General features: G+C 75.1%; 29 protein-coding genes. 15 read left to right on the forward strand and 14 right to left on the reverse strand.

Features of this window, described 5'->3' with window-relative positions:
- Positions 1-30: 30 nt before the first annotated feature.
- Entirely contained in the window at positions 31-1,347 is a 1,317-nt protein-coding gene (locus ABD358_RS16635) for an acetyl-CoA C-acetyltransferase (RefSeq protein ID WP_344631817.1), read from the reverse strand.
- Positions 1,348-1,421: 74 nt separating this feature from the next.
- Here ABD358_RS16635 and ABD358_RS16640 point away from each other — a divergent pair, with 74 nt between their 5' ends.
- Together ABD358_RS16640 and ABD358_RS16645 are read left to right on the forward strand one after the other, a co-directional pair.
- Entirely contained in the window at positions 1,422-2,771 is a 1,350-nt protein-coding gene (locus ABD358_RS16640; protein WP_344631818.1) for a 3-oxoacyl-ACP reductase, read from the forward strand.
- Positions 2,772-2,776: 5 nt separating this feature from the next.
- Positions 2,777-3,703: a MaoC/PaaZ C-terminal domain-containing protein gene (locus tag ABD358_RS16645; RefSeq protein ID WP_344631819.1), complete on the forward strand. Its 927-nt coding sequence runs from the start codon at positions 2,777-2,779 to the stop codon at positions 3,701-3,703.
- Here ABD358_RS16645 and ABD358_RS16650 read toward each other — a convergent pair.
- Positions 3,689-4,411, reverse strand: coding sequence for a TetR/AcrR family transcriptional regulator (locus ABD358_RS16650; RefSeq protein ID WP_344631820.1), 723 nt, complete (start codon positions 4,409-4,411; stop codon positions 3,689-3,691). The genes ABD358_RS16645 and ABD358_RS16650 overlap by 15 nt on opposite strands.
- A 76-nt stretch (positions 4,412-4,487) precedes the next feature.
- On the opposite strand from ABD358_RS16650, the gene ABD358_RS16655 reads away from it, so the two are divergent.
- Positions 4,488-4,949: an SCP2 sterol-binding domain-containing protein gene (locus ABD358_RS16655; protein ID WP_344631821.1), complete on the forward strand. Its 462-nt coding sequence runs from the start codon at positions 4,488-4,490 to the stop codon at positions 4,947-4,949.
- 46 nt (positions 4,950-4,995) lie between these two features.
- Positions 4,996-6,210: an acyl-CoA dehydrogenase family protein gene (locus ABD358_RS16660; RefSeq protein ID WP_344631822.1), complete on the forward strand. Its 1,215-nt coding sequence runs from the start codon at positions 4,996-4,998 to the stop codon at positions 6,208-6,210.
- Between the two features lie 54 nt (positions 6,211-6,264).
- Here the strand turns inward: ABD358_RS16660 and ABD358_RS16665 are convergent, their stop codons facing one another.
- Both ABD358_RS16665 and ABD358_RS16670 read right to left on the reverse strand, forming a co-directional pair.
- Positions 6,265-6,492: a DUF4236 domain-containing protein gene (locus ABD358_RS16665; protein WP_344631823.1), complete on the reverse strand. Its 228-nt coding sequence runs from the start codon at positions 6,490-6,492 to the stop codon at positions 6,265-6,267.
- Between the two features lie 77 nt (positions 6,493-6,569).
- Complete coding sequence (locus ABD358_RS16670) at positions 6,570-7,472, reverse strand: universal stress protein (RefSeq protein ID WP_344631824.1); 903 nt, start codon at positions 7,470-7,472, stop codon at positions 6,570-6,572.
- Between the two features lie 376 nt (positions 7,473-7,848).
- Here ABD358_RS16670 and ABD358_RS16675 point away from each other — a divergent pair, with 376 nt between their 5' ends.
- From ABD358_RS16675 to ABD358_RS16690, 4 genes are all read left to right on the forward strand, one after another.
- Positions 7,849-8,310 (forward strand): Crp/Fnr family transcriptional regulator, encoded by a 462-nt coding sequence (locus tag ABD358_RS16675; protein ID WP_344631825.1) that lies wholly within the window; start codon positions 7,849-7,851, stop codon positions 8,308-8,310.
- Between the two features lie 56 nt (positions 8,311-8,366).
- Positions 8,367-9,053 (forward strand): CBS domain-containing protein, encoded by a 687-nt coding sequence (locus ABD358_RS16680; protein WP_344631826.1) that lies wholly within the window; start codon positions 8,367-8,369, stop codon positions 9,051-9,053.
- Positions 9,054-9,184: 131 nt separating this feature from the next.
- Positions 9,185-9,883 (forward strand): response regulator, encoded by a 699-nt coding sequence (locus ABD358_RS16685; RefSeq protein WP_344631827.1) that lies wholly within the window; start codon positions 9,185-9,187, stop codon positions 9,881-9,883.
- Positions 9,884-10,018: 135 nt separating this feature from the next.
- Positions 10,019-10,453 carry a pyridoxamine 5'-phosphate oxidase family protein gene (locus ABD358_RS16690; RefSeq protein ID WP_344631828.1) on the forward strand — a complete coding sequence of 145 codons (435 nt, stop codon included), beginning with the start codon at positions 10,019-10,021 and terminating at the stop codon, positions 10,451-10,453.
- 49 nt (positions 10,454-10,502) lie between these two features.
- Here ABD358_RS16690 and ABD358_RS16695 read toward each other — a convergent pair whose 3' ends face one another.
- Together ABD358_RS16695 and ABD358_RS16700 are read right to left on the reverse strand one after the other, a co-directional pair.
- Positions 10,503-10,886 (reverse strand): cupin domain-containing protein, encoded by a 384-nt coding sequence (locus tag ABD358_RS16695; RefSeq protein ID WP_344631829.1) that lies wholly within the window; start codon positions 10,884-10,886, stop codon positions 10,503-10,505.
- Between the two features lie 152 nt (positions 10,887-11,038).
- Positions 11,039-11,314 (reverse strand): helix-turn-helix domain-containing protein, encoded by a 276-nt coding sequence (locus tag ABD358_RS16700; RefSeq protein WP_344631830.1) that lies wholly within the window; start codon positions 11,312-11,314, stop codon positions 11,039-11,041.
- 75 nt (positions 11,315-11,389) lie between these two features.
- Here ABD358_RS16700 and map point away from each other — a divergent pair, with 75 nt between their 5' ends.
- Complete coding sequence (map, locus tag ABD358_RS16705; protein ID WP_344631831.1) at positions 11,390-12,157, forward strand: type I methionyl aminopeptidase; 768 nt, start codon at positions 11,390-11,392, stop codon at positions 12,155-12,157.
- Positions 12,158-12,223: 66 nt separating this feature from the next.
- Here map and ABD358_RS16710 read toward each other — a convergent pair whose 3' ends face one another.
- The 3 genes from ABD358_RS16710 to ABD358_RS16720 form a co-directional block, all read right to left on the reverse strand.
- A complete protein-coding gene (locus ABD358_RS16710) occupies positions 12,224-12,631 on the reverse strand; it encodes a four-helix bundle copper-binding protein (RefSeq protein ID WP_344322104.1) in 408 nt (135 codons plus the stop codon).
- A 172-nt stretch (positions 12,632-12,803) separates the two neighbouring features.
- On the reverse strand, positions 12,804-13,274 hold the full coding sequence (locus ABD358_RS16715) for a helix-turn-helix domain-containing protein (RefSeq protein WP_344631832.1): 471 nt from the start codon (positions 13,272-13,274) through the stop codon (positions 12,804-12,806).
- The gene (locus tag ABD358_RS16720) at positions 13,274-14,104 is read right to left on the reverse strand and encodes a LacI family DNA-binding transcriptional regulator (protein WP_344631939.1); all 831 of its coding nucleotides are present in this window, start codon (positions 14,102-14,104) and stop codon (positions 13,274-13,276) included. Before ABD358_RS16720 ends, ABD358_RS16715 begins: the two co-directional genes overlap by 1 nt.
- A gap of 127 nt (positions 14,105-14,231) precedes the next feature.
- Here ABD358_RS16720 and ABD358_RS16725 point away from each other — a divergent pair, with 127 nt between their 5' ends.
- The gene (locus ABD358_RS16725; RefSeq protein ID WP_344631833.1) at positions 14,232-14,762 is read left to right on the forward strand and encodes a DinB family protein; all 531 of its coding nucleotides are present in this window, start codon (positions 14,232-14,234) and stop codon (positions 14,760-14,762) included.
- Positions 14,763-14,910: 148 nt separating this feature from the next.
- Positions 14,911-16,740, forward strand: coding sequence for an AMP-dependent synthetase/ligase (locus tag ABD358_RS16730; RefSeq protein ID WP_344631834.1), 1,830 nt, complete (start codon positions 14,911-14,913; stop codon positions 16,738-16,740).
- A 107-nt stretch (positions 16,741-16,847) separates the two neighbouring features.
- Here the strand turns inward: ABD358_RS16730 and ABD358_RS16735 are convergent, their stop codons facing one another.
- Complete coding sequence (locus tag ABD358_RS16735; protein ID WP_344631835.1) at positions 16,848-17,342, reverse strand: hypothetical protein; 495 nt, start codon at positions 17,340-17,342, stop codon at positions 16,848-16,850.
- A gap of 170 nt (positions 17,343-17,512) precedes the next feature.
- Positions 17,513-17,974 carry an ATP-binding protein gene (locus ABD358_RS16740; RefSeq protein WP_425576353.1) on the reverse strand — a complete coding sequence of 154 codons (462 nt, stop codon included), beginning with the start codon at positions 17,972-17,974 and terminating at the stop codon, positions 17,513-17,515.
- 163 nt (positions 17,975-18,137) lie between these two features.
- Here ABD358_RS16740 and ABD358_RS16745 point away from each other — a divergent pair, with 163 nt between their 5' ends.
- The 3 genes from ABD358_RS16745 (at position 18,138) to ABD358_RS16755 (ending at position 20,361) form a co-directional block, all read left to right on the forward strand.
- Positions 18,138-19,049: a helix-turn-helix domain-containing protein gene (locus ABD358_RS16745; RefSeq protein WP_344631941.1), complete on the forward strand. Its 912-nt coding sequence runs from the start codon at positions 18,138-18,140 to the stop codon at positions 19,047-19,049.
- The gene (locus ABD358_RS16750; RefSeq protein ID WP_344631836.1) at positions 19,012-19,140 is read left to right on the forward strand and encodes a DUF397 domain-containing protein; all 129 of its coding nucleotides are present in this window, start codon (positions 19,012-19,014) and stop codon (positions 19,138-19,140) included. Before ABD358_RS16745 ends, ABD358_RS16750 begins: the two co-directional genes overlap by 38 nt.
- A gap of 270 nt (positions 19,141-19,410) precedes the next feature.
- The gene (locus ABD358_RS16755) at positions 19,411-20,361 is read left to right on the forward strand and encodes a hypothetical protein (protein ID WP_344631837.1); all 951 of its coding nucleotides are present in this window, start codon (positions 19,411-19,413) and stop codon (positions 20,359-20,361) included.
- Positions 20,362-20,452: 91 nt separating this feature from the next.
- Here the strand turns inward: ABD358_RS16755 and ABD358_RS16760 are convergent, their stop codons facing one another.
- On the reverse strand, positions 20,453-21,676 hold the full coding sequence (locus tag ABD358_RS16760) for an MFS transporter (protein ID WP_344631838.1): 1,224 nt from the start codon (positions 21,674-21,676) through the stop codon (positions 20,453-20,455).
- 146 nt (positions 21,677-21,822) lie between these two features.
- Complete coding sequence (locus tag ABD358_RS16765; protein ID WP_344631839.1) at positions 21,823-22,677, reverse strand: hypothetical protein; 855 nt, start codon at positions 22,675-22,677, stop codon at positions 21,823-21,825.
- Positions 22,678-22,817: 140 nt separating this feature from the next.
- On the opposite strand from ABD358_RS16765, the gene ABD358_RS16770 reads away from it, so the two are divergent.
- Complete coding sequence (locus ABD358_RS16770) at positions 22,818-23,738, forward strand: DUF6891 domain-containing protein (RefSeq protein WP_344631840.1); 921 nt, start codon at positions 22,818-22,820, stop codon at positions 23,736-23,738.
- Positions 23,739-23,787: 49 nt separating this feature from the next.
- Here the strand turns inward: ABD358_RS16770 and ABD358_RS16775 are convergent, their stop codons facing one another.
- A complete protein-coding gene (locus tag ABD358_RS16775) occupies positions 23,788-24,816 on the reverse strand; it encodes a LacI family DNA-binding transcriptional regulator (protein ID WP_344631841.1) in 1,029 nt (342 codons plus the stop codon).
- Positions 24,817-24,847 lie beyond the last annotated feature (31 nt).

Below are 24,847 nucleotides of genomic sequence, written 5' to 3' on the forward strand. Positions count from 1 at the left end.
CTGGGTGCGGGGGGTGGACGTCGCGGCGGGTCAGCGTTCGAGGACGGCGGTCACCCCCTGGCCGCCCGCGGCGCAGACGGAGATCAGCCCGCGGACGGTCGCCGTGCCGTCGGCGGCCGGCGTGCCGTTCCCGCCGGCCTTCTCGTGCAGGAGTTTCGCGAGGGTGCCCACGATCCGGCCGCCGGTGGCGGCGAAGGGGTGCCCCGCGGCGAGTGAGGAGCCGGCGACGTTGAGCCGGTCCCGGTCGATGCTGCCCAGGGGGCCGGGGAGGCCCAGGCGGCGGGTGCAGAAGTCCTCGTCCTCCCAGGCGGCGAGGGTGGCCAGGACCTGGGAGGCGAACGCCTCGTGGATCTCGTAGAAGTCGAAGTCGCCGAGTTCCGCCCCGGCGGCCTCCAGCAGCTTGGGGACGGCGTACACCGGGGCCGTCAGCAGCCCGTCGGGGTCGTCGACGAAGTCGACGGCGGCGGTGCGGGCGTGGGTGAACCAGGCCAGTACGGGGAGGCCGCGTTCGGCGGCCCACTCCTCGCTCGCCAGGAGCACGGTGGAGGCCCCGTCGGAGAGCGGGGTGGAGTTGCCGGCGGTCATGGTCGCGCCTTCTCCCTTCCCGAAGACGGGCTTGAGGCGGGCGAGCTTCTCCGCGGTGCTGTCCGGGCGCAGGTTCTGGTCGCGCTCCAGTCCCCGGAAGGGGGTCACCAGGTCGTCGAGGAAGCCGCGCTCGTAGGCGGCGGCCAGGCGCCGGTGGCTGGCGGCGGCCAGGGCGTCCTGGTCGGCGCGGCTGATGCCCCACTCGGCGGCGGTGCGGGCGGCGTGCTCGCCCATCGACAGTCCGGTGCGGGGTTCGGCGTTGCGGGGGATGTCGGGGACGACGTGGCGGGGGCGCAGTCCCGCCAGGGCGCCCAGCCGCCGGGGGAGGGTGCGGGCCCGGCGGGCCTTCAGCAGCAGTCTGCGCAGGTCGTCGTTGAGGCCCAGCGGCGCGTCGCTGGCGGTGTCCACGCCGCCGGCGACGCCGCAGTCGATCTGTCCCAGGGCGATCTTGTTGGCGACCAGGATGACGGCCTCCAGGCCGGTGCCGCAGGCCTGCTGGACGTCGTACGCGGGGGTGCGGTGGTCCAGTTCGCTGCCCAGGACCACTTCCCGGGCCAGGTTGAAGTCCCGGCTGTGCTTGAGTACGGCGCCCGCGACGAACTCCCCGAGCAGTTCGCCGGCCAGGCCGTGGCGCTCGACGAGTCCGGCGAGCGCGGCGGAGAGCATCTCCTGGTTCGAGGCGGTGGCGTAGGGGCCGTCCGCCCGGGCGAAGGGGATGCGGTTGCTTCCGACGATTGCGACGCGTCGCCCGACCGTTGCCATGGCCACCACTCCCTGTGGTAGGAAACCCCTCTACTTACTTCGGAGTAAACTTACTCATGCGTAAGGAGAAATCAATGGCCGATCGCTACCAGAAACTGACTTCTTCCGGCCCCGGCGCCCTCCTCGCCAAGCGCCTGGGCCTGCCGCGCCCGGAGCCCCTGGAGCGCCACCGCCCCGGCCGCCCCGTCCTGTCCGGCCCCGCCGTGGTGGACGGCGCCGGGGGCGGCCGGCTGACCGGACCGCTGCGCGAGCTGGTGGACTCCCTGCCGTCCGCCGGGCGCGCGGACGGCGAGCCCCCCGCCGCGCTGGTCTTCGACGCGACCGGCATCACCGACAGCACCGGACTGCGCGCCCTCCACGCCTTCTTCCACCCGCGCATCCGCTCCCTGGCCCCCTGCGGCCGGGCAGTGGTCGTCGGCACCCCGCCCGAACTGGCCCGCGACGCGCGGGAGGCGGCCGCCCAGCGCGCGCTGGAGGGCTTCGTCCGCTCGCTCGGCAAGGAGCTGCGGCGCGGGGCGACCGCGCACCTGCTGCTCGTCGCGCCGGGCGCGGAGGGGGCGGTGGAGTCCACCGTGCGGTTCGTCCTCTCGGCCCGCTCGGCCTACGTCTCCGGGCAGGTGATCCGCGTCGCCGGGCCCGCGGACCCGGCCGCGGCCCCGGCCGACTGGGAGCGTCCGCTGGACGGGAAGGTCGCCGCCGTCACCGGCGCCGCGCGGGGCATCGGCGAGGTGGTGGCCGAGACCCTGGCCCGGGACGGGGCGAGGGTGGTCTGCCTGGACGTCCCCGGACAGGCGGAGGAGCTGCGCGCGGTGGCGGAGCGGATCGGCGGGGAGGCGCTGCCGCTGGACGTCACCGCCGACGACGCCGGGGACGTCCTGGCCGCGCACCTGCGCGAGCGCCACGGCGGCCTGGACGTGATGGTGCACAACGCCGGCATCACCCGCGACAAGACCCTGGGCCGGATGGACGCCGAGAAGTGGGACGCCGTGATGGCGGTCAACCTCACCGCCGTGGAGCGCCTGACGGAGCGTCTGCTGGAGGCGGACGGCGACGGCGGCCCCGTGCTGCGCGACGGCGGCCGGATCGTGTGCACCTCGTCCATGAGCGGCATCGCCGGCAACGTGGGGCAGACCAACTACGCGGCGAGCAAAGCGGGTCTGATCGGCCTGGTCCAGGCGCTGGCGCCGGCCGTCGCCGGGCGCGGGATCACCGTCAACGCCGTGGCCCCGGGGTTCATCGAGACGCGGATGACGGCGGCGATACCGCTGTTCGTCAGGGAGGCCGGACGCCGCATGAACAGCCTCCGGCAGGGCGGGCAGCCCGTCGACGTGGCCGAGGCCGTCGCCTGGTTCGCCTCCCCCTGCAGCGGCGGGGTCAACGGCCAGGTGCTGCGGGTGTGCGGCCAGTCCCTGCTGGGAGCGTGAGGGACGTGGCGACCCCGGAGAACGGAACCGCCGGAGAGCCGGGGACCAGGGAGCTGCGGTCGGTTCCCGGCACGGCCTCCCTCTACGCCCGCGCCCTGCTCTCCCGGCGCGGCGACGGCCCCCTCCCGGCGCGGCGGCTGGTGCTGCGCGACGTGGCGGCCGACCCGGACCGGCTGCGCCGCTACGCCGCCGTCTGCGGTTTCGCCGACGCCTCCCGCCTGCCGGTGACGTACCCGCACATCGTCGCCTTCCCCCTGGCCATGGCGCTGATGACCGAACGGGACTTCCCCCTGCCGCTGCTCGGCCTGGTCCACATCGCCAACCGGGTCGAGCGGCTGCGGCCGGTGGGGGCCGGGGAACGGCTCACCTACCGGGTGCGGGCCGACCGGCTGCGCCCGCACCCGAAGGGCACCGCCTTCGACGTGGTGGCCGAGGCCGGCGACGGCGACGGCACGGTCTGGCGGTCCGTCAGCACCTACCTCCACCGCGGGTCCGGCGCGGAGGACCCCCGGCCACGCGCCTCTACCGGCCCCGCCTCCGCCGGCGGCGGCCCCCCGTCCCGGCCGGCGGACGGGCCGGCGGACGGGCCGGCCCTGGACGAACGGTGGGAGGTGCCCGGTTCGGTGGGACGCCGCTACGCCGCCGTCTCCGGCGACCGCAACCCCATCCACCTCCACCCGCTCACCGCGCGGCTGTTCGGCTTCCCCCGCGCCATCGCGCACGGCATGTGGTCCAAGGCCCGCTGCCTGGCGGCACTGGAGGACCGGCTCCCCGGCGCCTGCCGGGTGGACGTCTCCTTCCGCGCCCCGGTCCTGCTGCCGGCACGGGTGCGCTTCACCGCCGTACAAGCCGGTCCGGGCTGGGAGTTCGGGCTGCGGCAGGACGGCGGGACGCGCGAGCACCTGCGCGGCGAGGTCTCACCCCTCGACTGAGGGCGGCCCCGGGACGTCAGGGGCATGCGGGGCGTCCGGGGCCTCCGGTCCCTCGGGGGCGTGCGGCGGCTCCGGGGGTTCCCAGAGCTCTCCCCCGAGCACGTTGCGCATGCCCACCCACACCATGTTCATCAGGCGCCGGGCGACCCTGTCGGGGGTCTCCCCGGGGTGGCGCTCCATCCAGTCGGTGAGCGAGTCCGCCGCGCCCACCAGCACGTGCGCCACGAAGTCGGCCTCCTCGTCGCCGGGCCGGACCGGGCCGGCGGCCTCCGCGATGCCGTCGCGGACCAGGCCCGCCACCTCCGCCATGACCGCGCGGCGGGCCCGGGCGACCTCCTCGGTGATGGCCTCGCTGAGCTCCGAGGTCTGCCGGTGGAGCACCACCCAGCTGTCCCGGTGCTCGGTGACGTAGGCGAAGAACGCCGAGAGCCCCGCCCACAGCCTCATCTCGGGGGAGCCGACGCCGCGCGCCGCCTTCTGGAAGGCGGTCGCCAGCCGCTCGGCCTCGCGGCGCAGGCAGGCGAGGAACAGGCCCTCCTTGGAGTCGAGGTAGAGGTAGACCATCGGCTTGGAGATCCCGGCCAGTTCGGCGATCTCGTCCACCGACGCGGGGTGGTACCCGCGTTTGGCGAAGACCTGGACCGCCATGTCGATGATCTGCTGCTCCCGGACCTGCCGGGGAACCCTCCGCCTGCGCTTGTCGCTCACCTTGCCAGCCTATCTACCCTCACGTAATCTTACCTGCCAGTAAACTTACTCCTAAGTAAGAAGTGAGGGGTGTCCCATGGCCGACAGCGTCAGGGAGCGACTGGCGGGCCTGGACTTCGCGGCCGTCTCCCCCGAGGAGTTCGCCCGGATCGTCAAGGGCCTGTCCACCAGGGAGATCGGCGAGATCATGCGCGGCGAACTCCGCCGGCGCGTGCTCGGGGAGGTCTTCCGGCGGATGGAGCGGCAGTTCCGCCCGGAGAGCGCCGGCTCGCTCAACGCCCTGATCCGGTGGAAGGTCACCGGGGAGAGCGACGCGGTCTACGAGACCGCCGTCGCCGACGGGACGTGCACGGTCCGCGAGGGACGCACGGACGCCGAGGCGCGCGTGACGCTGACCATGGGCGACGCCGACTTCCTCAAGCTCGTCTCCGGCAACGCCAACCCGGTGACCATGTTCATCACCCGCAGGCTGAGACTGGCCGGCGACGTCGGCCTGGCCGCCGGACTGACCCGGTACTTCGACATCCCCAAGGCATGAGGGGACCGGAGGCCCCCGGAGTCACGGACGCGGAAAGGGAAACGGCATGAGTGGCTTCTCGCTCGACCTCACCGAGGAACAGAGGGACCTGCGCGACTGGGTGCACGGCTTCGCCGCCGACGTGGTCCGCCCGGCCGCCGCCGAATGGGACGAGAGGGAGGAGACCCCCTGGCCCGTCATCCGGGAGGCCGCCCGGATCGGCCTGTACGGCTTCGAGTCCCTGGCCGACATGTACGGCGACCCCTCCGGCCTGTCCCTCCAGATCGCCAACGAGGAACTGTTCTGGGGCGACGCCGGGATCGGCATGGCGCTGTTCGGCACCTCGCTCGCCGTCGCGGGCATCCTCTCCTCCGGCACCCCCGACCAGCTCGCCGAGTGGGTGCCCCCGTGCTTCGGCGACGAGAACGACCCCAAGGTCGCGGCGTTCTGCGTCTCGGAGCCCGACGCCGGGTCCGACGTCTCGGCCATGCGCACCCGCGCCCGGTACGACGAGGCCAAGGACGAGTGGGTGATCAGCGGCCAGAAGGCGTGGATCACCAACGGCGGCATCGCGAACGTCCACGTGGTGGTGGCCTCGGTGGAGCCCGAACTCGGCGCCCGCGGCCAGGCCGCGTTCATCGTCCCGCCCGGCACCCCCGGTCTGGAGGCCGGCCGGAAGATCAGGAAGCTGGGCCTGCGGGCCTCGCACACCGCCGACGTCTTCCTGGACGAGGTCCGGGTGCCGGGCCACTGCCTGCTGGGCGGCAAGGAGAGGCTGGACGCCCGCCTCGCCCGCGCCCGGGAGGGCGGCCGGGCCAAGGGCCAGGCCGCCATGGCCACCTTCGAGGTCAGCCGCCCCACCGTGGGCGCGCAGGCGCTCGGCATCGCCCGCGCCGCCTACGAGTACGCCCTGGAGTACGCGGGCGAGCGGGTGGCCTTCGGGCGGCCCATCGTCGAGAACCAGGCGATCGCCTTCGCCCTGGCCGACCTGCGGACCGAGATCGAGGCGGTCCGCCTGCTGATCTGGCAGGCCGCCTGGATGGCCCGCAACGGCCGCGCCTTCGACGCGGCGCAGGGCTCGATGTCCAAGCTGCGCGCCGGCGAACTGGCCGTCGCCGCCACGGAGAAGGCCGTCCAGATCCTCGGCGGCGCCGGGTACAGCCGGGAGCACCCGGTGGAGCGGATGTACCGCGACGCCAAGATCTACACGATCTTCGAGGGGACGAGCGAGATCCAGCGGCTGGTCATCGCCCGCGCCGTCTCCGGCCGGCACATCCGCTGATCCCCGGACGCCCGGGGCCTGGCCGGGGCGCCCCGGCCCGGCCCCGGGCGTGTCTCAGCGCCGCGACCGCCCGCGGTGCCAGGTGAGGCCGCCGGGCAGGTGCGCGGTCGCGCCACGGTTCCCGTGCCGGTCCAGCGTGATGTGCGCCCGGCGCGGACCGACCGTCAGCGACCAGCCGCGCGGCCCGAAGGTGAGGCGGACGAGCCCGGGAACGATCGTGATGCGTTTGCGGAAGTACAGCGGCATGGTCTCCTCACCCCGTCGGCGGTCTGCTGCTCCCATGGTGCGGCACACCCTTGGCACGCTGCCGCGACGGGCCGGGCGGCCCCCGGCGGACGGAGCCGTGGCGGGGCCGGGCGTCAGTCGTGCGGGACGACGGCGACGGGCGCGGGCGAGTGGTGCATGACCGTGTGGGCGACCGGACCGATGTGGAAGCCCAGCGGCGAGCGGCGGTTGCGGCGGCCGACGACCACCAGGGAGGCGTCCTTGGCGGCCTCCAGCAGGTGGCGGGCGGGCCTGCCGACCACGGCCTCCGCCCGCACCTCGACGTCGGGGTACTTGCCCCGCCAGGGACGCAGCGCGTCCTGCAGCGCCCGGGAGCTCTCCTGGGCCAGGTCGGTGGCCATGCGGGGGTCGACGGCCACGGGATCGATGCCGTAGACCAGCGGCGGGTTCCAGCTGTGGACGACCCTCAGCACGGCGCCGCGCCGGGCGGCGGCCTCGAAGGCGAACGCGAACAGCTCGTCGGTGGGCCGGTACAGCTCCGCTCCCAGGACGACGTCCCGGTACGGACCGTAGTCGGCCGCGTCCCCGGTGCCCTCCTTCCGCGCGTGCTCGTCGGTGGTGCCGGCCCGCACCAGGACGACCGGGCACGGGACGCGGGCCACCGTGGTCAGGGCGACGGAACCGACCAGGAACCCGGCCACGACGCCCAGGCCCCGGGTGCCGATGACCAGCAGTTCGGCCTCCTGGGCGGTGTCGGTGAGGACCGCGGCCGCGTGGCCGGTGAGCTGCTCGGTGGTGATCTCCAGTTCCGGGTACAGGCGCGCGAGGTCGTCCGCCGCCTCCCGCGGGATCCGCCGGGCCCAGTGCTCACGGGTCTCGGCGTCGGCGAAGGACTCCGGCACGGTGAAGGGGTCGGGCTCCCGCACGTGGACGAGCCGCAGCGGCACCCCCCGCCGCACCGCCTCCCTGGCCGCCCAGTCGGCCGCGGCCAGGCTCTCGCCCGAGCCGTCCACGCCCACGGTGACCGTACGCGCCATCACACACCTCCGTGTCCGGGGCGGCTGCCCGCCGTTCCCCTGTCCGCTTCCAGTCCCACGGCCGTCCCGGGTACCCGGGAAGCGCGGGGGTCACAAGTTCCGGCCCCGGGACGGACCGCCCCGCGCCGGCCGCCCGCGGCGGTCGGCGGAACCGGGGATCCGCCCCCCGCCGGGGCGCATCACCACCATCCCCCGGTGGTACCGCGGCCCGGAGGGGTCCGCAGGCCCGGACCGGGGGCCGAAGGTCCCGCCTCCGGAACCCGTCCGGCCCCTGCCCCGGCGGGCGGGGCGGCCCGACGATGACGGCGGGCGCCCGCCTCCCGCCGGGGCGCGGGCGCCCCACACCCGAAGCAACCGACCGGATCGGAGGCCCGCCATGATCGCCGCCCCCACGAACCTGCTCGGCGCACTGCCCCCCGGGAGCCGTGAGCGGCTGATGGAGCACTCCCGCGAGGTGTCCTTCCCCGCCGGCGCCCGGATCTTCGAGGAGGGCCGCCGCGCCGACCGGTTCTGGGTGATCCGGACCGGTTCGGTCACGCTCGACCTGCACGTGCCCGGCCGCCGCGCGGTCGTCGTCGAGACCCTCTCACCGGGCGACCTGCTGGGCTGGTCGTGGCTCTTCCCGCCCTACGCCTGGCACCTGGGCGCCGAGGCGCTCAGCCCGGTGCGGGCGGTGGAGTTCGACGCCGCCCGGGTGCGGGAGCTGTGCGAGGAGGACCCGGTCCTGGGACGCGCGGTCGCCACGAAGGTGGCCGAGATCGTCGCGCACCGGCTGCAGAGCGCCCGCACCCGGCTGCTGGACCTGTACGGGCCGTACGGAAACGCCCCGCGCCCGTGACGGGCGCGGGCATCCGGCCGGCCCGGGCGCGGCCGGCCCCGAGGAAGGAGACCGCCATGGACGGCACCCCGCGCATCGTCAGCGACGTGATGACCCACACCGTCGTCGCCATCGGCAGGGACGCCCCCTTCAAGCAGATCGTGGCGCTCATGGAGCAGTGGGGGATCAGCGCCCTGCCGGTCCTGGAGGGCGAGGGCCGCGTCGTCGGCGTGGTCTCGGAGGCGGACCTGCTGCCGAAGGAGGGGTACCGCGGCAGCGATCCCAGCCGCATGGAGCAGTTGCGGCACCCGAAGGAGCTGGCCCGTGCGGGCGCCGTCACCGCCGGCGAGCTGATGACGTCCCCCGCGGTCTGCGTCCGCGCCGGGGCCGCCCTGTCCGAGGCGGCCCGGCTCATGGCCGTCCGGCGCGTCAAGCGGCTGCCCGTGGTGGACGCCCAGGGCGTGCTGGTGGGCGTGGTCAGCCGCGGCGACCTGCTGCGGGTGTTCCTGCGGCCGGACGAGGACATCGCCCGGGAGGTGCGCCGGGAGGTGGTCGCCCCCCTCTTCCCCGAGGGGGACGTGGGGGTGCGGGTGTCGGAGGGGGTGGTCGCCTTCACCGGCCGTGTCCGCGACACGGCCCTGGTGCCGGTGGCGGCCCGGATGGCCCGCGCGGTCGAGGGGGTCGTGGACGTCGGGTTCGACCTCGTCCGCCCGTCCGTCCCTGTCCGCCGCCCGGAGCCGCCGGTGGTGGGCCCGCTGTTCTAGCGGTGCTCGGGGGCCGCCCCGGGGACCGGGGAACACGCCCCGGGCCGTTGGGCCCTGGCGTCGGGAGGGTTTCGGAGGGCACGATCGGAGACCGGGGCTCACGCCCCTGTCCGACGGTGTGAAGGAACGGTATGACCCAGGCCCAGCAGCCCTCCCCCCAGTCACCGATCCGGGTGTTCCTCCTCGACGACCACGAGGTGGTACGGCGCGGCGTGCACGACCTGCTGGACGCCGAGCCCGACATCGAGGTGGTCGGCGAGGCCGGCACGGCCGAGCAGGCGCTGGCGCGCGGCCCGGCCCTGCGTCCGCACGTCGCCGTGCTGGACGTGCGCCTGCCCGACGGCGACGGGATCACCGTCTGCCGCGAGCTGCGCTCGCGGATGCCCGGGCTGGCCTGTCTGATGCTCACCTCGTTCGACGACGACGACGCCCTGCTGGACGCGATCATGGCCGGTGCCGCCGGCTACGTCCTCAAGCAGATCAAGGGCTCGGACCTGGTGTCCGCGGTCCGGACCGTCGCCTCCGGGCAGTCCATGCTCGATCCGGCCACCACCGCGCGGCTGATGAACAGCCTGCGCGTCCAGGAGACCCAGCAGGCCGCCGAGGAGCCGCAGGACGCCGCGCTGGCCTCGCTGACCCCCCGCGAGCGCGACATCCTGGCCCTGATCGGCGAGGGGCTGACCAACCGGCAGATCGGCCAGCGGCTCTACCTGTCGGAGAAGACGGTCAAGAACAACATCTCCCGGCTGCTGGCCAAGCTCGGTGTCGAGCGCCGCGTGCAGGCCGCCGTCATCGCCACCCAGACCGCCCCGCCGCCCCCCTCCCGCTGAGGCCCCTCCGGGCCGCCGCGCGGGCCGGAGGTGTCCGATTCCCCCGTGCTCCGGAGGGGGATGCGGCGTCCTTCCGTCCCGATGGGGACCGACCGGCCCTATTCGCTCCCCCGGCGGCGCCCGCACCATGGGGACATGCACCGACACGACGGCTTCCGCGAACTCGGCCGGCAGGAGTGCCTCCGCCTGCTGCCCCGCGTCCCCCTGGGGCGGGTGGTCTATACCGAGAACGCGCTGCCCGCCGTCCTCCCCGTCAACTTCTTCCTGGACCACGACCACGCGGTGGTCCTGCGCACCTCGGCCGCCTCCCGGATGGCCCGGGCGGTGGACGGCAGCGTGGTCGCCTTCGAGGCGGACTCCTTCGACGAGGCGGCGCGCACCGGCTGGAGCGTGGTCGTCACCGGCCGCGCCGCCCTGGTGGCCGATCCCGGGGAGGCCGGGCGGCTCGGCGCCGCCGGGCCGCCCTCCTGGGTCCCCGTCGAGGACGGGGTGTTCCTGCGGATCGAGCCCGAGCTGGTCACCGGCCGGGTGCTGGAGAGGGCGGCGGTCGTCCGCCCCGTCTCCCCCTGACCCGGCCGTCCCCGGCCCGGCCGTCCCCGTCGCGGCCGGCTCCGGCCGGTCAGTCCGGGCGGACGGTGAGCAGGACCAGCGCGTCGGTCCCCGCGTCGAGGCGGTGGCGCTCCTCCGGGACGGGGACGAGGTCGTTGCGGCCCAGCGTCCACGCCCGGCCGGCGGTGCTCAGGGTCACCCGCCCGGCCAGGCACAGGAGGGTCGCCGGGCCCGGCGCCCGGTGCCCGGCCGGTGCCCGGCCCTCGGCCGGCGCCAGCAGGGTGGCGCGCAGTCCGGGCAGCGCGACGACGGTGCGCGCCGCCCGGCCGGAGGAGGCCGGCACGGCTTCGGCCGGCAGCCGCTGCCCGGTCTCCGACAGCGCGGTGACCTCGCCGGCGGGGCGGGCGTCCGGCCGTGCGCCCCGTGCGCCGTGCGCGTCGTGGTGGGCGTTCACCCGGTGCTCTCCTCCCCCGTGCCGGGAGCGCGCGGACCCGTGCCGTGCGCGTGTCCCGGGCGGCGGTGGACGGTGTGGTGTGTACGGGCGGGCCGCCCGTCGGCGCGACGGTGTGTCACCTCCCGGCCCGTGGCCGCGGAGTCCGGCGGGGGTCAGGCCGACAGCGCCTCGCCGTGGCCGGTGTCCTCCGGGGCGCAGGCGGCGGCCAGTTCGTCCAGGGACATCCCCAGCGCGGCGGCCAGGGCGGCCACGGTGAAGAACGCCGGGGTGGGCGCCCGGCCGGTCTCGATCTTCCGCAGGGTCTCGGCCGACACTCCGGCCGCCGCGGCGACCTCGGCCATGCTGCGGTCGCCGCGGGCCCGGCGCAGCAGCGCGCCCAGCCGTTCGCCCCGCGCGCGTTCCCAGGGAGTCAGGGGAGTTCTCACCATGACCGTGATACTAATACCGGTATAAGAATTGGGTCCCGTCGCGCGGCGGCGGTACGGACCGGGGAGGGGCGGCACATGGTGGAGATCAAGACCGACGCGGCGCTGGAGGCCATGCGGGAGGCCGGGCGGGTCGTGGCCCGCGCGCTGGCCGCCGCACAGGACGCGGCGGCCGTCGGGGTGTCCCTGCGGGAACTGGACGAGGCGGCGCGCGCCGTGCTGGACGAGGCCGGGGCGCGGTCGCCCTTCCTGGGCTACCGGCCGTCCTTCGCCCCCACCCCCTTCCCCGCGGTGATCTGCGCGTCGGTCAACGACGCGATCGTGCACGGCATCCCCGGCGGATACCGACTGCGCGACGGCGACCTGGTGAGCATCGACTGCGGCGCGGAACTGGACGGCTGGACGGGCGACGCCGCCGTCAGCTTCACCGTCGGCACGCCCCGCCCCGCCGACCTGGAACTGGTCGAGGCCACCCGAAGGGCCCTGGACGCGGGCATCGCGGCGGCCACCGCCGGCAACCGCGTCGGCGACATCTCCCATGCCGTCGGCTCGGTCGTCCGGGCGGCCGGCTGCGGCACGCCGCGGGACTTCGGCGGCCACGGCATCGGCCGCCGGATGCACGAGGACCCCTCCGTCCCCAACCGAGGGCGTCCCGGCCGGGGTTTCCCCCTGCGCCACGGCCTGGTACTGGCCATCGAGCCGATGCTGATCGCCGGCGGAAGCGACGCCTACCGCACGGACGCCGACGGCTGGACGCTGCGCACCGTCGACGGCAGCAGGGCGGCCCACTTCGAGCACACCGTGGCGGTCACCGAGGACGGCCCGCGTGTGCTCACCCTGCCCTGAACCGCCCCGGACCCGGGCGGTCCGGGGCGGCCCGCCGGGCCGGCCGCCCGTGGGGCCGTGGAGCCGTCAGAGGGTGGCGAGCAGTTCGTTGCAGGCCTGCTCGCAGCGGCGGCACGCCTCGGCGCAGATCCGGCAGTGCTCGTGCATGTCGGCGTGGCGCTCGCACTCCTCCGCGCACGACTTGCAGACCATGGCGCAGGCCTGGAGCTGGGTGCGGGTGATGTTGGCGTCGTAGCCGGTGTGGCGGGACAGGATCTTGCCGGTGGCCTCGCAGATGTCCGAGCAGTCCATGTTGGTGCGGATGCACTTGCGCAGCTCGGCGACCATGTCCTCCGACAGGCAGGCGTCCGCGCACGCCGTACAGGCCTGCGAGCAGTCGAAGCACTCGGAGATGCACCTCTCCATGGCCCCGCGGTTGACGCCGCCGAGATCGGCCGGATAGGTCCGCAGCATGTCCTTGACCATCGTGGTCACGGTCGTCACCTCTTCCGTTCCCTGCGTGGGCGGGCGGCCCCGGGCCGGAGGGCCCGGGGCCGCCCGCCGTCCGTTACGCCCCCCGGGTGACCCGGCCACGGCAGGAACAAACCGGACATGCGCAGCGGTGTGCCGGCCTGCGCGGGCCCCGCCCGGCCCGGCGGGGCGGCCCCTACGAGACCTCCCGGTAGGCGTGCGGCGCGATGCCGGTGACCTTGCGGAAGACGCGGCTGAAGTACGCGCGGTCGTGGAAGCCGACCGCGCGGGCGACGGCCTGGACGCTGTCGCCGCTGTGCCGCAGCCGCTCCTTGGCCCGCTGGACGCGCAGCCGGGTCAGGTACTCCCACAGGGACAGGCCCAGTTCGCGGTGGAAGAGCCTGCTGAGGTGGTCCTCGCCGAGGCCGGCGGCACGAGCGACCTGCCGGCGCGAGATGCGGTGGCGGTAGTGCTGGTCCAGGTAGGCCAGGGCCCGGCGGACCGGGGCGCGGCCGCGGGAGGCCGACGGTTCGGCGCGCCGGACCGTGGCGGCCAGCAGGGCAGCGGTCTCCGCGTCGGTGAGGACGTCCCGGCCGAGGAAGAGCATGCCCGGGTGCGGCTCCGCGCGGCGGACGTCGTCGTCGGTGAAGCCCCGGTCGCCGACCATCAGGACGGGCGGGTCGGGGCGGCCCGTGCCGCCGCGCGCCCCCTCGGCGACGTCGAAGCCGTCCGTGTCGGGGAGGTCGCGGGAGACGACGAGCAGGCAGGGGGCGTCCTCCGCCAGCAGCGCCAGGGCGGCGGCGCCTCCGGCGAGTCGTTGAAGCCGACGACCGCCACGTCCTCGGGCACCCGCACCCCGCGCCCGGTGAGGAACCGCAGGACGTCGGCGGCCAGGACGTCGCTGCAGGCGACGACCGCGTCGAAGTCCCGGCCGGGCAGCATCCCGCGGACGTCGACCAGGACCCGCATCGCCGCGGCGCCGGCCCTGCCGCCGAAGTCCGTCGCGGCGACGACCAGCGACCGGTCCCGGGGGACGCGGTGCCGGGCCAGGGCGTCGGCGTAGGCGCGGTGGCGGTCGCGGGGTACCGGGTTGGCCAGCGGCCCCCGCACGCAGGCGAGCCGGCGGCGGCCGTGCTCCCCCACCAGGTGGCCGACGGCCGCCCGCATGCCCGCGTAGCTGTCGAGCCGCAGCGTCTCGTGGTCCTCCAGGGCCCGGTTGAGGCTGACGACCGGCAGTTCCCCCAGCCTCTCCACCAGCCGCGCGGCCCGTTCGTCGCCCGGGGCGGGCAGGCCGAGGGTGGAGGTCCAGCAGATGACGCCGTCCAGCCGTCCGGGGCCGACCAGGTCGTACAGCGCGGCGCGCGGCGCCCCGGCGGGCCGCAGCGGCCCTCCGGGGAAGCACACCAGGTTGACGTCGTTGCGCTCGGCCGCCGCCAGGACCCCGGACCACAGGGTGGCGCCGACGCCCAGGTGGATGTTGGCCGTGACCAGCCCGATGAAGCGTGTGGACTATGGCGCGCGTACGACGGAACGCGTTCCCCCCGGCGGGCACGGCGGAGTACACACCCGTGCCCGCACGGCCCCCGTCCGGTGCCGCTGAGCGTTCCGTGCGAGAGTGGCGCGTATGCAGACGACACCCGACGGGCGCCCCGTCCCTCCCCCGCACGCCGGTGAACGCGCCATGCTGGAGGGCTGGCTGGACTTCCACCGCGCGACGCTCGCGCTGAAGTGCTCGGGCCTGGACGACGAGCAGGTGCGCCGGGCCTCGGTGCCGCCGTCGCCGATGACGCTGCTGGGCCTGGTCCAGCACCTGGCGGAGATCGAACGCAACTGGTTCCAGCGGGTGTTCGCCGGTCTCGACGTGCCGCCGGTCCACGAGGAGGGCGAGGGGGACGGGTTCACCCTCGTCCCGGGCCGCGGGCTCGACGATGCGCTGGCCGCCTGGCGCGCGGAGGTCGCGCGGAGCCGCGAACTGGTGGCCGCCGCCTCCTCGCTGGACGACACCGGCCGCCTCTCGGAGCGGGAGGCCGGGCACGCCGGCCACCGGGAGGTGTCGCTGCGCTGGATCCTGGTCCACATGATCGAGGAGTACGCGCGCCACAACGGCCACGCCGACCTGCTCCGGGAGCGCCTCGACGGCACCGCGGGGGCGTGAGGCACGGCCCGCGCCGCCGCGGGCCGCCACGCACGTCGCACAAGGGGAACGATTCCGGTCATCCCCTGGGCAACGGGGATACCGGCCGGTATCTTTCGCCTTCCTGCCGCTCGGACGCGGCACGGCGGAGTGCGTCGATGGGGGTGCCGTGCGCGATGTGAGTCTTCCTCCCGTGGTGGAGCCGATGCGGACCGGAGGTCTCGCGGACTCGGTCCACGACAGGGCCGAGCGCGATCCGGGGTTCGCGCAGCTCGCCCGGCGCGGCGGCCCGGGCGGCGACGAGTGGGTGACGGTCTCCGCGGCGGCCTTCCGGGACGAGGTGCTGGCCCTCGCCAGGGGCCTGCTGGCGGACGGCGTCCACTTCGGCGACCGGGTCGCCGTGATGGCCCGGACGCGTTACGAGTGGACGCTGTTCTCCTACGCCCTGTGGTCCGTCGGCGCGCAGGTCGTGCCCGTCTACCCCACCTCCTCCGCCGAGCAGGTGCACCGGATCCTCTCCGGCGCCCGGGTGGTGGCGGTCGTGGTCGAGCACGAGGACCACGCCATGACGGTGGGCGCGGTGTGCGACGCGGTGCCGTCGCTGCGCCGCATCTGGCAGCTCGACGCCGGCTGCGTGCGGCGGCTGGCCGAGCAGGGGCGCGGCGTCCCCGACGAGCTGGTGGACCGTCACCGCCGCGCGGTGACGCCGCGGTCGGTCGCCGCGGTCTGCTACACCTCCGGCACCACCGGCCGGCCCAAGGGCTGCGTCATCACCCACGGCAACCTCGCGGCCGAGTGCGACATCCTCCACGCCGGGTGGTCCGGGCTCCTCGCCGGGCCGGGCGAGCAGCCGTCGATCCTGGCCTTCCTGCCGCTGTCGCACGTCTACGGCCTGATGGTGCAGGTGTACTGCGTCCGCCACGCGGTGCTGCTCGGGCACCAGCCCGACATCGCGCCCGCCGCGCTGCTGCCCGCCCTGGCGTCCTTCCGCCCGACCTTCCTCTTCGCGGTGCCGTACGTCTTCGAGAAGATCTTCCGCAGGGCGCGCCAGGTCGCCGCGGAGGCCGGCAAGGCCGACCTCTTCGACCGCGCGATGGACGTCGCGGTGCGCCACGCCGAGGCCGTGGAGCAGCGGAACCTGGACGAGGGGCCCGGGCCCGGTGCGAAGCTGAGGGCCTCCCACGCCCTCTTCGACCGCCTGGTGTACCGGAAGCTGCGGGCGGTGCTGGGCGGGCGCGTGCGGTACGCCGTGTCGGGCGGGTCGGCGCTCGGGCGCGAGCTCGGTCTGGCCTTCGCGGGCGCCGGGATCACGGTCTACGACGGCTACGGCCTCACCGAGACCACCGCCGCGGTGACCGCCCAGCCGCTGGGCCGCGTCCGGTACGGCACCGTGGGCCGGCCGATGCCCGGGCACGCGATCCGCATCGCCCGGGACGGGGAGATATGGGTGCGCGGCGACGTCGTCTTCGCCGGGTACCTCGACGATCCCGGGGCGACCGCGGCGGTGCTGCGCGACGGCTGGTTCGCCACCGGCGACGTGGGCTTCCTGGACGACGAGCGCTATCTGGTCATCACCGGGCGCAAGAAGGACATCATCGTCACCAGCGGCGGCAAGAGCGTCGCCCCGCAGGTGCTGGAGGAGCGCGTCCGGTCGCATCCCCTGGTGTCGCAGTGCCTGGTGGTCGGCGACGACCGCCCGTACATCGCGGCGCTGGTCACCCTGGATCCGGAGGCGCTGGCGCACTGGTACCGGCTGCGCGGCAAGGAGCCGGCCGATCCCCGGAGGGCGTCCCTCGACGAGGACCTGCGCGCGGAGGTCCAGAAGGCGGTGACCCTGGCGAACAACGCGGTGTCGCGGGCCGAGTCCATCCGGGCGTTCCGGATCCTGCCGGCGGAGTTCGGCGCGGAGGGCGGTCTGGTCACGCCGTCGCTGAAGCTGCGGCGGGCGGCGATCGCGGAGATGTACGGGGCGGAGATCGAGCGGCTCTACGCCTCCTGAGCCGGGCGGCTCCCGGCACGTCCCGCGCTCCGCGCCGGCGGGCCGCCGGGAAGCGGGCCGCGCGGCAGGCTCCGGACGGCGTCCGGGGCCTGCCGCGCGGCGTGCGTTCAGCAGTTGCGGATGGACCAGACGGGGTCCCAGTTCTGCGACCCGCTGGCGGGAGGCCGGAAGGAATTGATGACGTTGCCGCCGCCGTCGTAGAAGTACGAGGTCGGGTTGCCGGTCTGGTTGTTGAAGTACTTACCTGTGCCGAGCCAGTCGGACAGGTAGTACCGGTTGCAGTCGTAGAGGTAGAAGACCTCCCACATGCTCTTCGTGGGGTCCCAGACCATGGTGCAGAGGTTTCCGCTGCCGCAGGGGAAGTCGCTGTTGGCCGGTACGTGGATGGACCTGGCGTACGGCGAGATTCCGGGGGAGGTCGCGGCCGCTCCCAGGGCCGACACGGTCTCAGCGCCCGCCGGCGCCGGCGGGGCCTTCAGGATCCGGGCGGCCGGCGCGTGGTCCGCGGGGACGGCCGCCTGCGCCGATCCGGTGGTGGCGACGGCCGTCGCCAGCGATGCGGCGGCAGCCGCCAGGCCGAGAAGCAGGCGCTTCGTACGCAATCGAACTCCTCCTCGTCGGGGCGCGACACGGTGTCGCGCCGTGCGTGGGAACCGTCTCGCCCACGCTTGGTGTGCGCGCACGAGTCTGCCGGACGGGCACCGCGTGCGGAAGACGGATCGTCACGGCGTAACTCCCGGAGCGGGCGGGGCGGTTGGCGGGCACCCGTGCCCTACGCCTCCACCTCCGCCCAGACCGTCTTGCCGACGGGGTCGCGGGGAGCCGTCCCCCAGCGGGCGGCGAGGGTGTCCACCAGGAACAGGCCGCGCCCCGACTCGTCGTCGGCGGACGACCGGGGCGGGACGGGGGGCGGGTGGACCGGGGAGGCGTCCGAGACCTCGACGCGGACCAGGTGCTCCCGCGCTTCGAGACGGAGGAGGAAGTCGCGCCCGGGCACCCGGGCGTGCCGCACGGCGTTGGCGGCGAGTTCGCCGGCCAGCAGGGAGACGGTGCGCGAGGTGTCCGACGCGGGCGGCCACCCCCACTCCTCCAGGCACCGCGCGGTCAGTCTCCGGGCGAGCCGCGCGCCCCTGGGCGACGAGGTGAACTGCCGGGTGTACACGAGCGGTCCGGTTCCGGCCGCGTCCCCCTCCCCCGGTTTCGGATCGTCGTCCGGCGTGGTCGTCGTCGGCACGGCTCGTCCCCCGCTTCTCCGCGTGATCCGCAACGTATGTGAATCATCACGTTCCGTACTCGATGATGGGTCCGTGCGCCTACTCTCGGAAGGGGTTGCCGCCTTACCTCCCGATCCGTAAGGAAGTGACGCCTTGGCCAAGGAGATCGATCCCCGCGCCTCGATGGCGGCGCTGTTCGGTTCACGGGTCCGCAGGCTCCGGATCGCCGCCGGGCTGACCCAGGCGGAACTGGGCGAGAAGGCGTACGTGGTCGGCAGCCGGATCACCCAGATCGAGCGGGCCTCCGGCGCCAGACCGACGCTCGAACTGGCGCGCGCTCTCGACGACGCCCTCGGCGCGGACGACCTGCTGGTGGATCTGTGGCCGTACGTCTACCGCGAGGCGTTCCCGGACTGGTCGCGGGCGTTCATCGCCCACTCGGAGCGGGCGGTGTCCATCCGCGAGTACGCGGCGCACGTGGTGCCGGGCCTGCTGCAGACCGAGGACTACGCGCGGGCCGTCCTGAGCCTCGACGTCATGCTCAGCGGCGAGGAGCAGCTCGAGGAGCGGGTCGCCGCGCGCCTGGGGCGGCAGGAGCGGCTGCGGTCGCCCGGCCGTCCCGCGCTGTGGGCCGTCCTGGACGAGGCGGTGCTGCGGCGCCCGGTCGGCGGATGGGCGGTCATGCGGGGTCAGTTGGAGCGGCTGCTGGAGGCGGCCGCCGAACCCAGCATCACCGTGCAGGTGCTGCCGTTCGACGAGGGCGGGCACGGCGCGATGGGCGGCTCCCTGACGGTGCTGTGCCTTCCGGACGGCGCCGAGGTCGCCTACACGGAGGGGGCGGACTACGGCCAGCTCATAGAGGAACCGAACGAGGTCAAACGTTACGCAGATATCTACGATCGGCTGCGGGCGGCAGCCCTGCCCCCGCTCATGTCGCTCGACATGATTCGATCCGTGCTGGAGGGCAACCGTGGAGCGAGTGTTCCGTCCCGATCCGAGCGGCGCCGTCTGGCGCACAAGCAGTTACAGCAATCAGGCGGGTGGCAACTGCGTCGAGGTGGCCGACGGCCTCCCCGGCCTCGTTCCCGTCCGTGACAGCAAGGCCCCCGACGGCCCGGTGCTGGCCTTCCCGGCGGCCTCCTGGGCATCCTTCATCGGCGAGCTGAGGGTCCGTCACCGGCCCTGAGCCGGCCGGGAGACGGCCGGCGCCCGCCGTCCCGTCCCGCCGGGGCCCCGTCCGCGGGGTCCCGGCGGGCCACGAACTCCCCCAAAGGACCCGGGGAAAGAACCTCCCTCCCACCCGCCCCCTCCCCTCGTCACCCGTCCGGGTGACGGGCTTGCAGGTTCGGAATGCGGGCGGTTACGTTCGCCGCGACAGCGAAAAGAATGCGGCCCCCGGCCGGGACGGCCATCCCGCTCCGAGGGCCTCACCGATCAGGAAGAAGAAGGCTTCCCGATGGCTGACCCGCAGTTTAGCGCGCCCTCGCGCGCCCGTGCCGAGGCTCCGTCCTCCGGCGTGATCCACGTCCGCACCCGCCTCACCACCGACTTCACCGTCCTCGCCAACGTCCTCCTCCAGCGGCCCGGAAGCGCGGTCACCGTCGGCGTCGCGGCCTACATCGCCTCCCTCCCGGACGGCGCGCCCGTGAGCATCGCCGCCCTGTGCGAGCACTTCTCCGAGGGCGAGATCCTCATCTCCCGCGCCCTGCGCGAACTGGAGGCCGCGGGCTGTCTGGAGCGGCGGCGTGAGCGCGGGCCGATGGGACGGGTCCGGACGCGCACGTACTTCCACGACGTCCCGCACGGGGACGCCCCGGCCCCCGTACGGCCGGCTCGCCGTGCCCGGCGTCCCGAACCGGGGGCAGTCCCGGCGCCCGCGCCCCTCCCCGCGCCGTCCCCGGCCCCCGCCGCACCGGTCCCCGCCGCACCGGTCCCCGCCGCACCGGTCCCTGCCGCGCCCGCCCCTGCCGCGCCTGCTTCGGACGCACCGGCTCCGGACGCGGTCCCGGCTTTCCCTCCGCAGGCCGGGGCCGATCCGCGGGCCGTCGCGCTCCTCGCCTCGCTCCGCGCGGTCGACCCCCGGCTGGTCCTGACCGGAACGGAGGCCGCCCGGCTCGCCCCGGCCGTCACACGGTGGCTCGCCGCGGGTGTCGCCCCCGCCCGGATCACCGAGGCGCTCACCACCGGGCTCCCCGACCGCCTCCGCGCCCGCCCGTCCGCGATCCTCGCCTTCCGCCTCGCCGAACCGCCCCTCCCCGTGCCCGCCCCGGCTCCGCCGCCCGCCGGACCGGCCGTCCTCCCCTTCCAGACCTGCGACGGCTACGAACGCGCCTTCCGCGCGGCCGTCCCCGGCCTCTGCCGCGACTGCCGCGCCGGGACCGGGGACGTCCTGCCCGCCGCCTGCTGAACCGGCGCGTCCCGGAAGCCGCCGGGGCCGCCGGGGGCCGCCGGATGGCCGGGCCGCACCGGGAAGGCGGGCGGGAGCGGAGCCGCCCGGCTCAGGCGGGGGCGCCGTCGGCGGGGGCGGTCCGGGCACGGGCCACGGACGGCCGGGAGGCGACCGTGACGGCGACGGAGACCGCGGCGAGGACGGTCATCGCGGTGCCGGGGCCGAGGTACTGGGCGGTCCCTCCGGCGATCACGGCGCCGATGCCCTGCCACGTCATCCGGCCGGCGGACTCGGTGCCCTGGACCTGGCCGCGGACCGGGTCGGGGGTCAGCGCCAGGAGCTGCTCCTGCAACGGCAGGGTGGCGGCGAACCCGGCGCCGGCGACGAACACCGCGGCCACCGCGACCGGCGCGGGCGGATGGAGCGCGAACAGCAGGTACGGGACGGCGAGCAGCAGCCGCAGGGCGAACGCCCAGCGGCGTCGCCGGTCGGCGGTGAGCAGCCGCCCCACGACCAGGTCCCCCAGGAGCATGCCCGCCGCCCCGGCGGCCAGCAGGGCGCCGGCGTGCTGCGGGGCGTAGGAGATGAACAGCGCCTCGCAGCCGACGATCAGGCCGTTGGGCACCCACAGGTTCAGCAGCAGCGCCCGCCGGCCGGGGTGGGAGAAGAGCATGGCGTTCGTCGCCCAGGTCTGCCGCAGCCCGGGGCGGCGGGTGAGGCGGATCGAGTGCTCCCGGACGGTCGCCGCCACCACGGCCAGTCCGAGTCCGGTCAGGGCCGCGGCGACGGCGAAGACCTCCTGCGGGGTCAGGTGCCGCAGCAGCACGGCGCCGAGCGCGTACCCGAGGACCGCCACGCCGCCCGAGGTGACGTTCATCAGCGAACGCGCCGGGGCGTACGCGGCGGCCGGGACGGTCTCGGCGAGCAGCCCCAGCCGCGTCCCGGTCGCCAGGGACTGGAAGAATCCCAGCACCAGCAGCAGACCGAACCGGGCGGCCAGGGGCAGCCCGGGGACGGCCTGCGCGGCGACGCCCGCCAGCGAGACGCACTGGAGCGCGACGATCGTCCGGCGGGGGCGGCGCCCGTCCGCGACGGACATCAGCGTCAGCGCGCCCAGCACCGTCGCGAACGTGGCGCCGTACATGCTGACGGCCGTCAGGAACGGGGACCGGGTCTGCTGTTCGACCAGGGTGCCGAGCGCGAAGCCCGACAGGGTGCTCGCGGCGACCGTCAGCGTGAAGCTCGCATAGAGGCCGACGAACTCGCGGTCGCGGAGGAGTGAACGGTAGCCGATGGAGGCGGACGCGCCGTGCGCGGATGTGTGAGAAGGCATGAAAAAAGCCTCCGGCCGCGTACATTGAGGCGCCGAAGGCAAGCGGTTCTATTCTAGCAGCCGCCCCAACCCCGCGCGTCCCCTTCCCCTGACCCGCCGCCGGCCGGGCGCCCCCGTGACCGGCCCGGCTCCGGCGGCGCCCGTGGTCACCACCGCGGGATCCCCCCGATGACGCCGGTGCCGGGCGGCTCGAACTTCGCCAGGATGTTCCGGAAGGCGGCGGCCCGGCCGGAGTCGGCGGGGATCTCCCCGAGATGGGCACGCATGCGCTGCACGATCCCGATGGGGACCTCGGCCGGGCCCATCCCGCTCACCAGCCGCTCGACGACGTTGACGCCCCAGTAGGAGAGGAACGGCAACTCCTCGCGGATGAGCGCGTCCACCAGCCGGCCCAGTTTCGCCGGGTCCGGGACGGCGTAGAGGCGGGCGATGGCGGCCAGGCGCTCGCCCGCGTCCTCGGATCCCAGCAGGGCGTCGACGTCGAGGTCCCGCACCCGCGGCGCCGACTTCAGCATCTCGGCGAAGACGTGCTCCTGGCGCGCGGTGCGCGCGGGACCGCTGGGCATCGACGCGCGCACCCGCACGTACTCGGCGACGAGGCGCCCGAGTTCCTCCTCCGCCCGGGGATCCTCCACCTCCCCGGCCGCGCCCCGGTCGGGGACGCCGGCCGCGGCGAGGGCCACACGGGCGGTCGCCGCGGCCCCGTCCACCTCCTGGTCCAGGCGCGTCGCGCGTTCCTCCGCCGCGCCGATGCGCTCTTCGAGCCGCTTGTACTGGAGCTTCGCCCCGCCGGGCAGCTCGATGCTGTCGAACAGGTCGCCCAGCCACGGCAGTACGGCGATCGCCAGCAGGACGACCGTGGTGTTGTCGATCTTCAGGTCCGGCAGGACCACGTGCACCACCGCGAGCGCGGCCGCCGCGCAGGTGACGGCCGCGCCGATCCACCGCCGGCGCCGCACCAGACCGCGGTCCGGGTCCTCCCCAGTACTCCCCCGAGCCATGGCGCCCAGCATGGCAGCAGCCGGGTCGGTTCTCCAACTCCCTTGCTGGCCAAGGGGGTTGACCGGCATACGGTGTCGGGCGGGCGCCGGGGAAGGGCCGCCGCGCCGCGTTGTCGGCGGCCTGTGCCAGAGTGGGCGGCATGCTGGAGATCACGGTGCGGACGGAGAGCGGGCGGCGGTATGTCCGGCCCACGGCGGAGGAGTTCGCGGGGCTGTTCCGGCGGATCGGCGGCCGGGGCGACAACTTCCTGGTGGTGCAGCGGATCCCCGACCTTCCCGAGGTCTTCGCCCAGGTGTGGCACGAGACGGGGGGCGGATACCGGCTGGAGCACCGCGACGGCGGGCCCGACCGGCACTTTTGGGCGACGCTCGACGGCCCGGAGCCGGTGATCGCGGCCATGACCGGATGGGCGCGCCGGGAGGAGGGCTGGGACGTCGGGCCGGACTGGACGCCGCTGGACCTGGGCCCGGCGCCGGACGTGCCCCCGCTCCGGCTCTCCGACGAGGACCGCGAGGAACTCGAGGAGCACCTCCGCGAAATGCTCGTCGGCGGCTACGCCACCCGGGCCGAGCTGGCCGAGTCCGCACAGGATCACCTGGCCTCCGGGAACGGTCCCCGGCCGGTCTCCCCGGAACAGGCGCGGGCGCTGGTCGACCGGATGTGGCTGGAGCGCGTCGGGGAGCAGGCCGGCTGGGAGGGCGAGACGGACCCGGAGCGGCTCACCCGGGCCTTCGAGGCGCTGGAGGAGGCCGGCATCACGGCACGGGAGAACTTCACCTGCTGCTCCACCTGCGGCCACGCCGAGATCGGCGGGGAGGCGTCACCGGGCTCCCGCGGTTTCGTCTTCTTCCACTCCCAGGACACGGATTCGGCCGCGGCCGGATACGGGCTGAGCCTCCAGTACGGCGGTTTCGACGACTCCCCGGAGACGACGGCGGCGATCGGCCGGGAGGTCGCGGCGGCCCTCGTGGCGGCCGGTCTGCCGGTGGAGTGGAACGGCGATCCCGGTCATGCCGTCCGGGTCGCTCCGCTGGACTGGCGCAAGCGGCTCGTCGGCTGAGGCCGGCCCCGGCGCGGGCGCTCCGCCCGGGCCGTTCCCGGCGCGGGGCTCAGCGAGCCGCGCCGTCCCGGGCGGGGGCGGCGGTGCTGCCGCGGACAATAAGGGTGGGGTCGGGGGCCTGGCGGTGCCGGACGGCCCGTCCGCCCGCCGCGTCGCGCAACTGGCGGGCCGCCAGGGCCCCGTAGGCGGCGATGTCGCGGCGCAGCGCGGTCAGGGCGGGGCGGACGAGTTCGCACAGCGGGGAGTCGTCCCACGCCACCAGGGAGACGTCCTCCGGCACCCGGACGCCGAGGCTCTGGGCGGCGCTCAGCCCCGAGACGGCCATCACGTCGTTGTCGTACAGGATCGCGGTGGGCCGCTCGGCGCCCTCCAGCAGGGCGCGCGTGACGGCGAAGCCCTGCTCGCCGCTGTAGTCGGCCTCCACGTTCCATCCGGTGACGCCCCGTTCGGCGACGGCCGCGGTGAAGGCCTCGGCGCGGATGACGGAGTGCCGCAGACCGGCGGGGCCGGTGACGTGCGCGATCGAGCGGTGTCCGAGGTCCGCCAGGTGGGCCACGGCGGCGCGCACCCCCGCCGCCTCGTCGCTCCACACCGCGGGCAGGCTTCCGGAGTCGGCGGGCGAGCCGATCACCACGGCGGGCATGCGCATCTCCTCCAGGGCGCGCACCCTGGGGTCGTCGACCCGCAGGTCGACGAGGAAGACGCCGTCGACCTTGCGCTGCGCCCACCAGGCCCGGTAGGCGGCCGTCTCCACCCCGGCTCCGGAGACGACGGTGAACAGCAGGGAGACGCCGTCCCCGGAGAGTTCGTCCTGGATGCCCGAGACGAGCTGCATGAAGAACGGCTCGGCGCCCAGGGAGCGGGCCGGGCGGTCCACCACCAGGCCGAAGGCTCCGGCCCTGCCGTCCGACAGGGCCCGGGCGGCGCTGTTGGGCTGCCAGCCCAGTTCGTCCGCGATGGCCAGCACCCTGGCCCGGGTCGCCTCCGACACCCCCGGCCGGCCGTTGAGCGCGAAGGACACCGCGCTCTTGGTCACTCCCGCACGGCGGGCGATGTCCACCATCGTGGGACGCTTCACCGCAACTCCCTCCCCGCGCGCGGCTGTCGTC

The organism is Streptomyces glaucosporus (assembly GCF_039533345.1).
GTDB classification, from domain to species: domain Bacteria; phylum Actinomycetota; class Actinomycetes; order Streptomycetales; family Streptomycetaceae; genus Streptomyces; species Streptomyces glaucosporus.

What these genes read in the sequence shown, in the direction of transcription:
- ABD358_RS16635 (WP_344631817.1), bottom strand. Translation starts at nt 1,347, where the DNA reads ATGGCAACGGTCGGGCGACGCGTCGCAATCGTCGGAAGCAACCGCATC.
- ABD358_RS16685 (WP_344631827.1), top strand. Translation starts at nt 9,185, where the DNA reads ATGACCCAGGCCCAGCAGCCCTCCCCCCAGTCACCGATCCGGGTGTTC.
- ABD358_RS16640 (WP_344631818.1), top strand. Translation starts at nt 1,422, where the DNA reads ATGGCCGATCGCTACCAGAAACTGACTTCTTCCGGCCCCGGCGCCCTC.
- ABD358_RS16700 (WP_344631830.1), bottom strand. Translation starts at nt 11,314, where the DNA reads ATGGTGAGAACTCCCCTGACTCCCTGGGAACGCGCGCGGGGCGAACGG.
- ABD358_RS16690 (WP_344631828.1), top strand. Translation starts at nt 10,019, where the DNA reads ATGCACCGACACGACGGCTTCCGCGAACTCGGCCGGCAGGAGTGCCTC.
- ABD358_RS16665 (WP_344631823.1), bottom strand. Translation starts at nt 6,492, where the DNA reads ATGGGAGCAGCAGACCGCCGACGGGGTGAGGAGACCATGCCGCTGTAC.
- ABD358_RS16715 (WP_344631832.1), bottom strand. Translation starts at nt 13,274, where the DNA reads ATGGTCGGCGACCGGGGCTTCACCGACGACGACGTCCGCCGCGCGGAG.
- ABD358_RS16755 (WP_344631837.1), top strand. Translation starts at nt 19,411, where the DNA reads ATGGCTGACCCGCAGTTTAGCGCGCCCTCGCGCGCCCGTGCCGAGGCT.
- ABD358_RS16660 (WP_344631822.1), top strand. Translation starts at nt 4,996, where the DNA reads ATGAGTGGCTTCTCGCTCGACCTCACCGAGGAACAGAGGGACCTGCGC.
- ABD358_RS16670 (WP_344631824.1), bottom strand. Translation starts at nt 7,472, where the DNA reads ATGGCGCGTACGGTCACCGTGGGCGTGGACGGCTCGGGCGAGAGCCTG.
- ABD358_RS16745 (WP_344631941.1), top strand. Translation starts at nt 18,138, where the DNA reads ATGGCGGCGCTGTTCGGTTCACGGGTCCGCAGGCTCCGGATCGCCGCC.
- ABD358_RS16675 (WP_344631825.1), top strand. Translation starts at nt 7,849, where the DNA reads ATGATCGCCGCCCCCACGAACCTGCTCGGCGCACTGCCCCCCGGGAGC.
- ABD358_RS16765 (WP_344631839.1), bottom strand. Translation starts at nt 22,677, where the DNA reads ATGGCTCGGGGGAGTACTGGGGAGGACCCGGACCGCGGTCTGGTGCGG.
- ABD358_RS16680 (WP_344631826.1), top strand. Translation starts at nt 8,367, where the DNA reads ATGGACGGCACCCCGCGCATCGTCAGCGACGTGATGACCCACACCGTC.
- ABD358_RS16655 (WP_344631821.1), top strand. Translation starts at nt 4,488, where the DNA reads ATGGCCGACAGCGTCAGGGAGCGACTGGCGGGCCTGGACTTCGCGGCC.
- map (WP_344631831.1), top strand. Translation starts at nt 11,390, where the DNA reads ATGGTGGAGATCAAGACCGACGCGGCGCTGGAGGCCATGCGGGAGGCC.
- ABD358_RS16725 (WP_344631833.1), top strand. Translation starts at nt 14,232, where the DNA reads ATGCAGACGACACCCGACGGGCGCCCCGTCCCTCCCCCGCACGCCGGT.
- ABD358_RS16760 (WP_344631838.1), bottom strand. Translation starts at nt 21,676, where the DNA reads ATGCCTTCTCACACATCCGCGCACGGCGCGTCCGCCTCCATCGGCTAC.
- ABD358_RS16770 (WP_344631840.1), top strand. Translation starts at nt 22,818, where the DNA reads ATGCTGGAGATCACGGTGCGGACGGAGAGCGGGCGGCGGTATGTCCGG.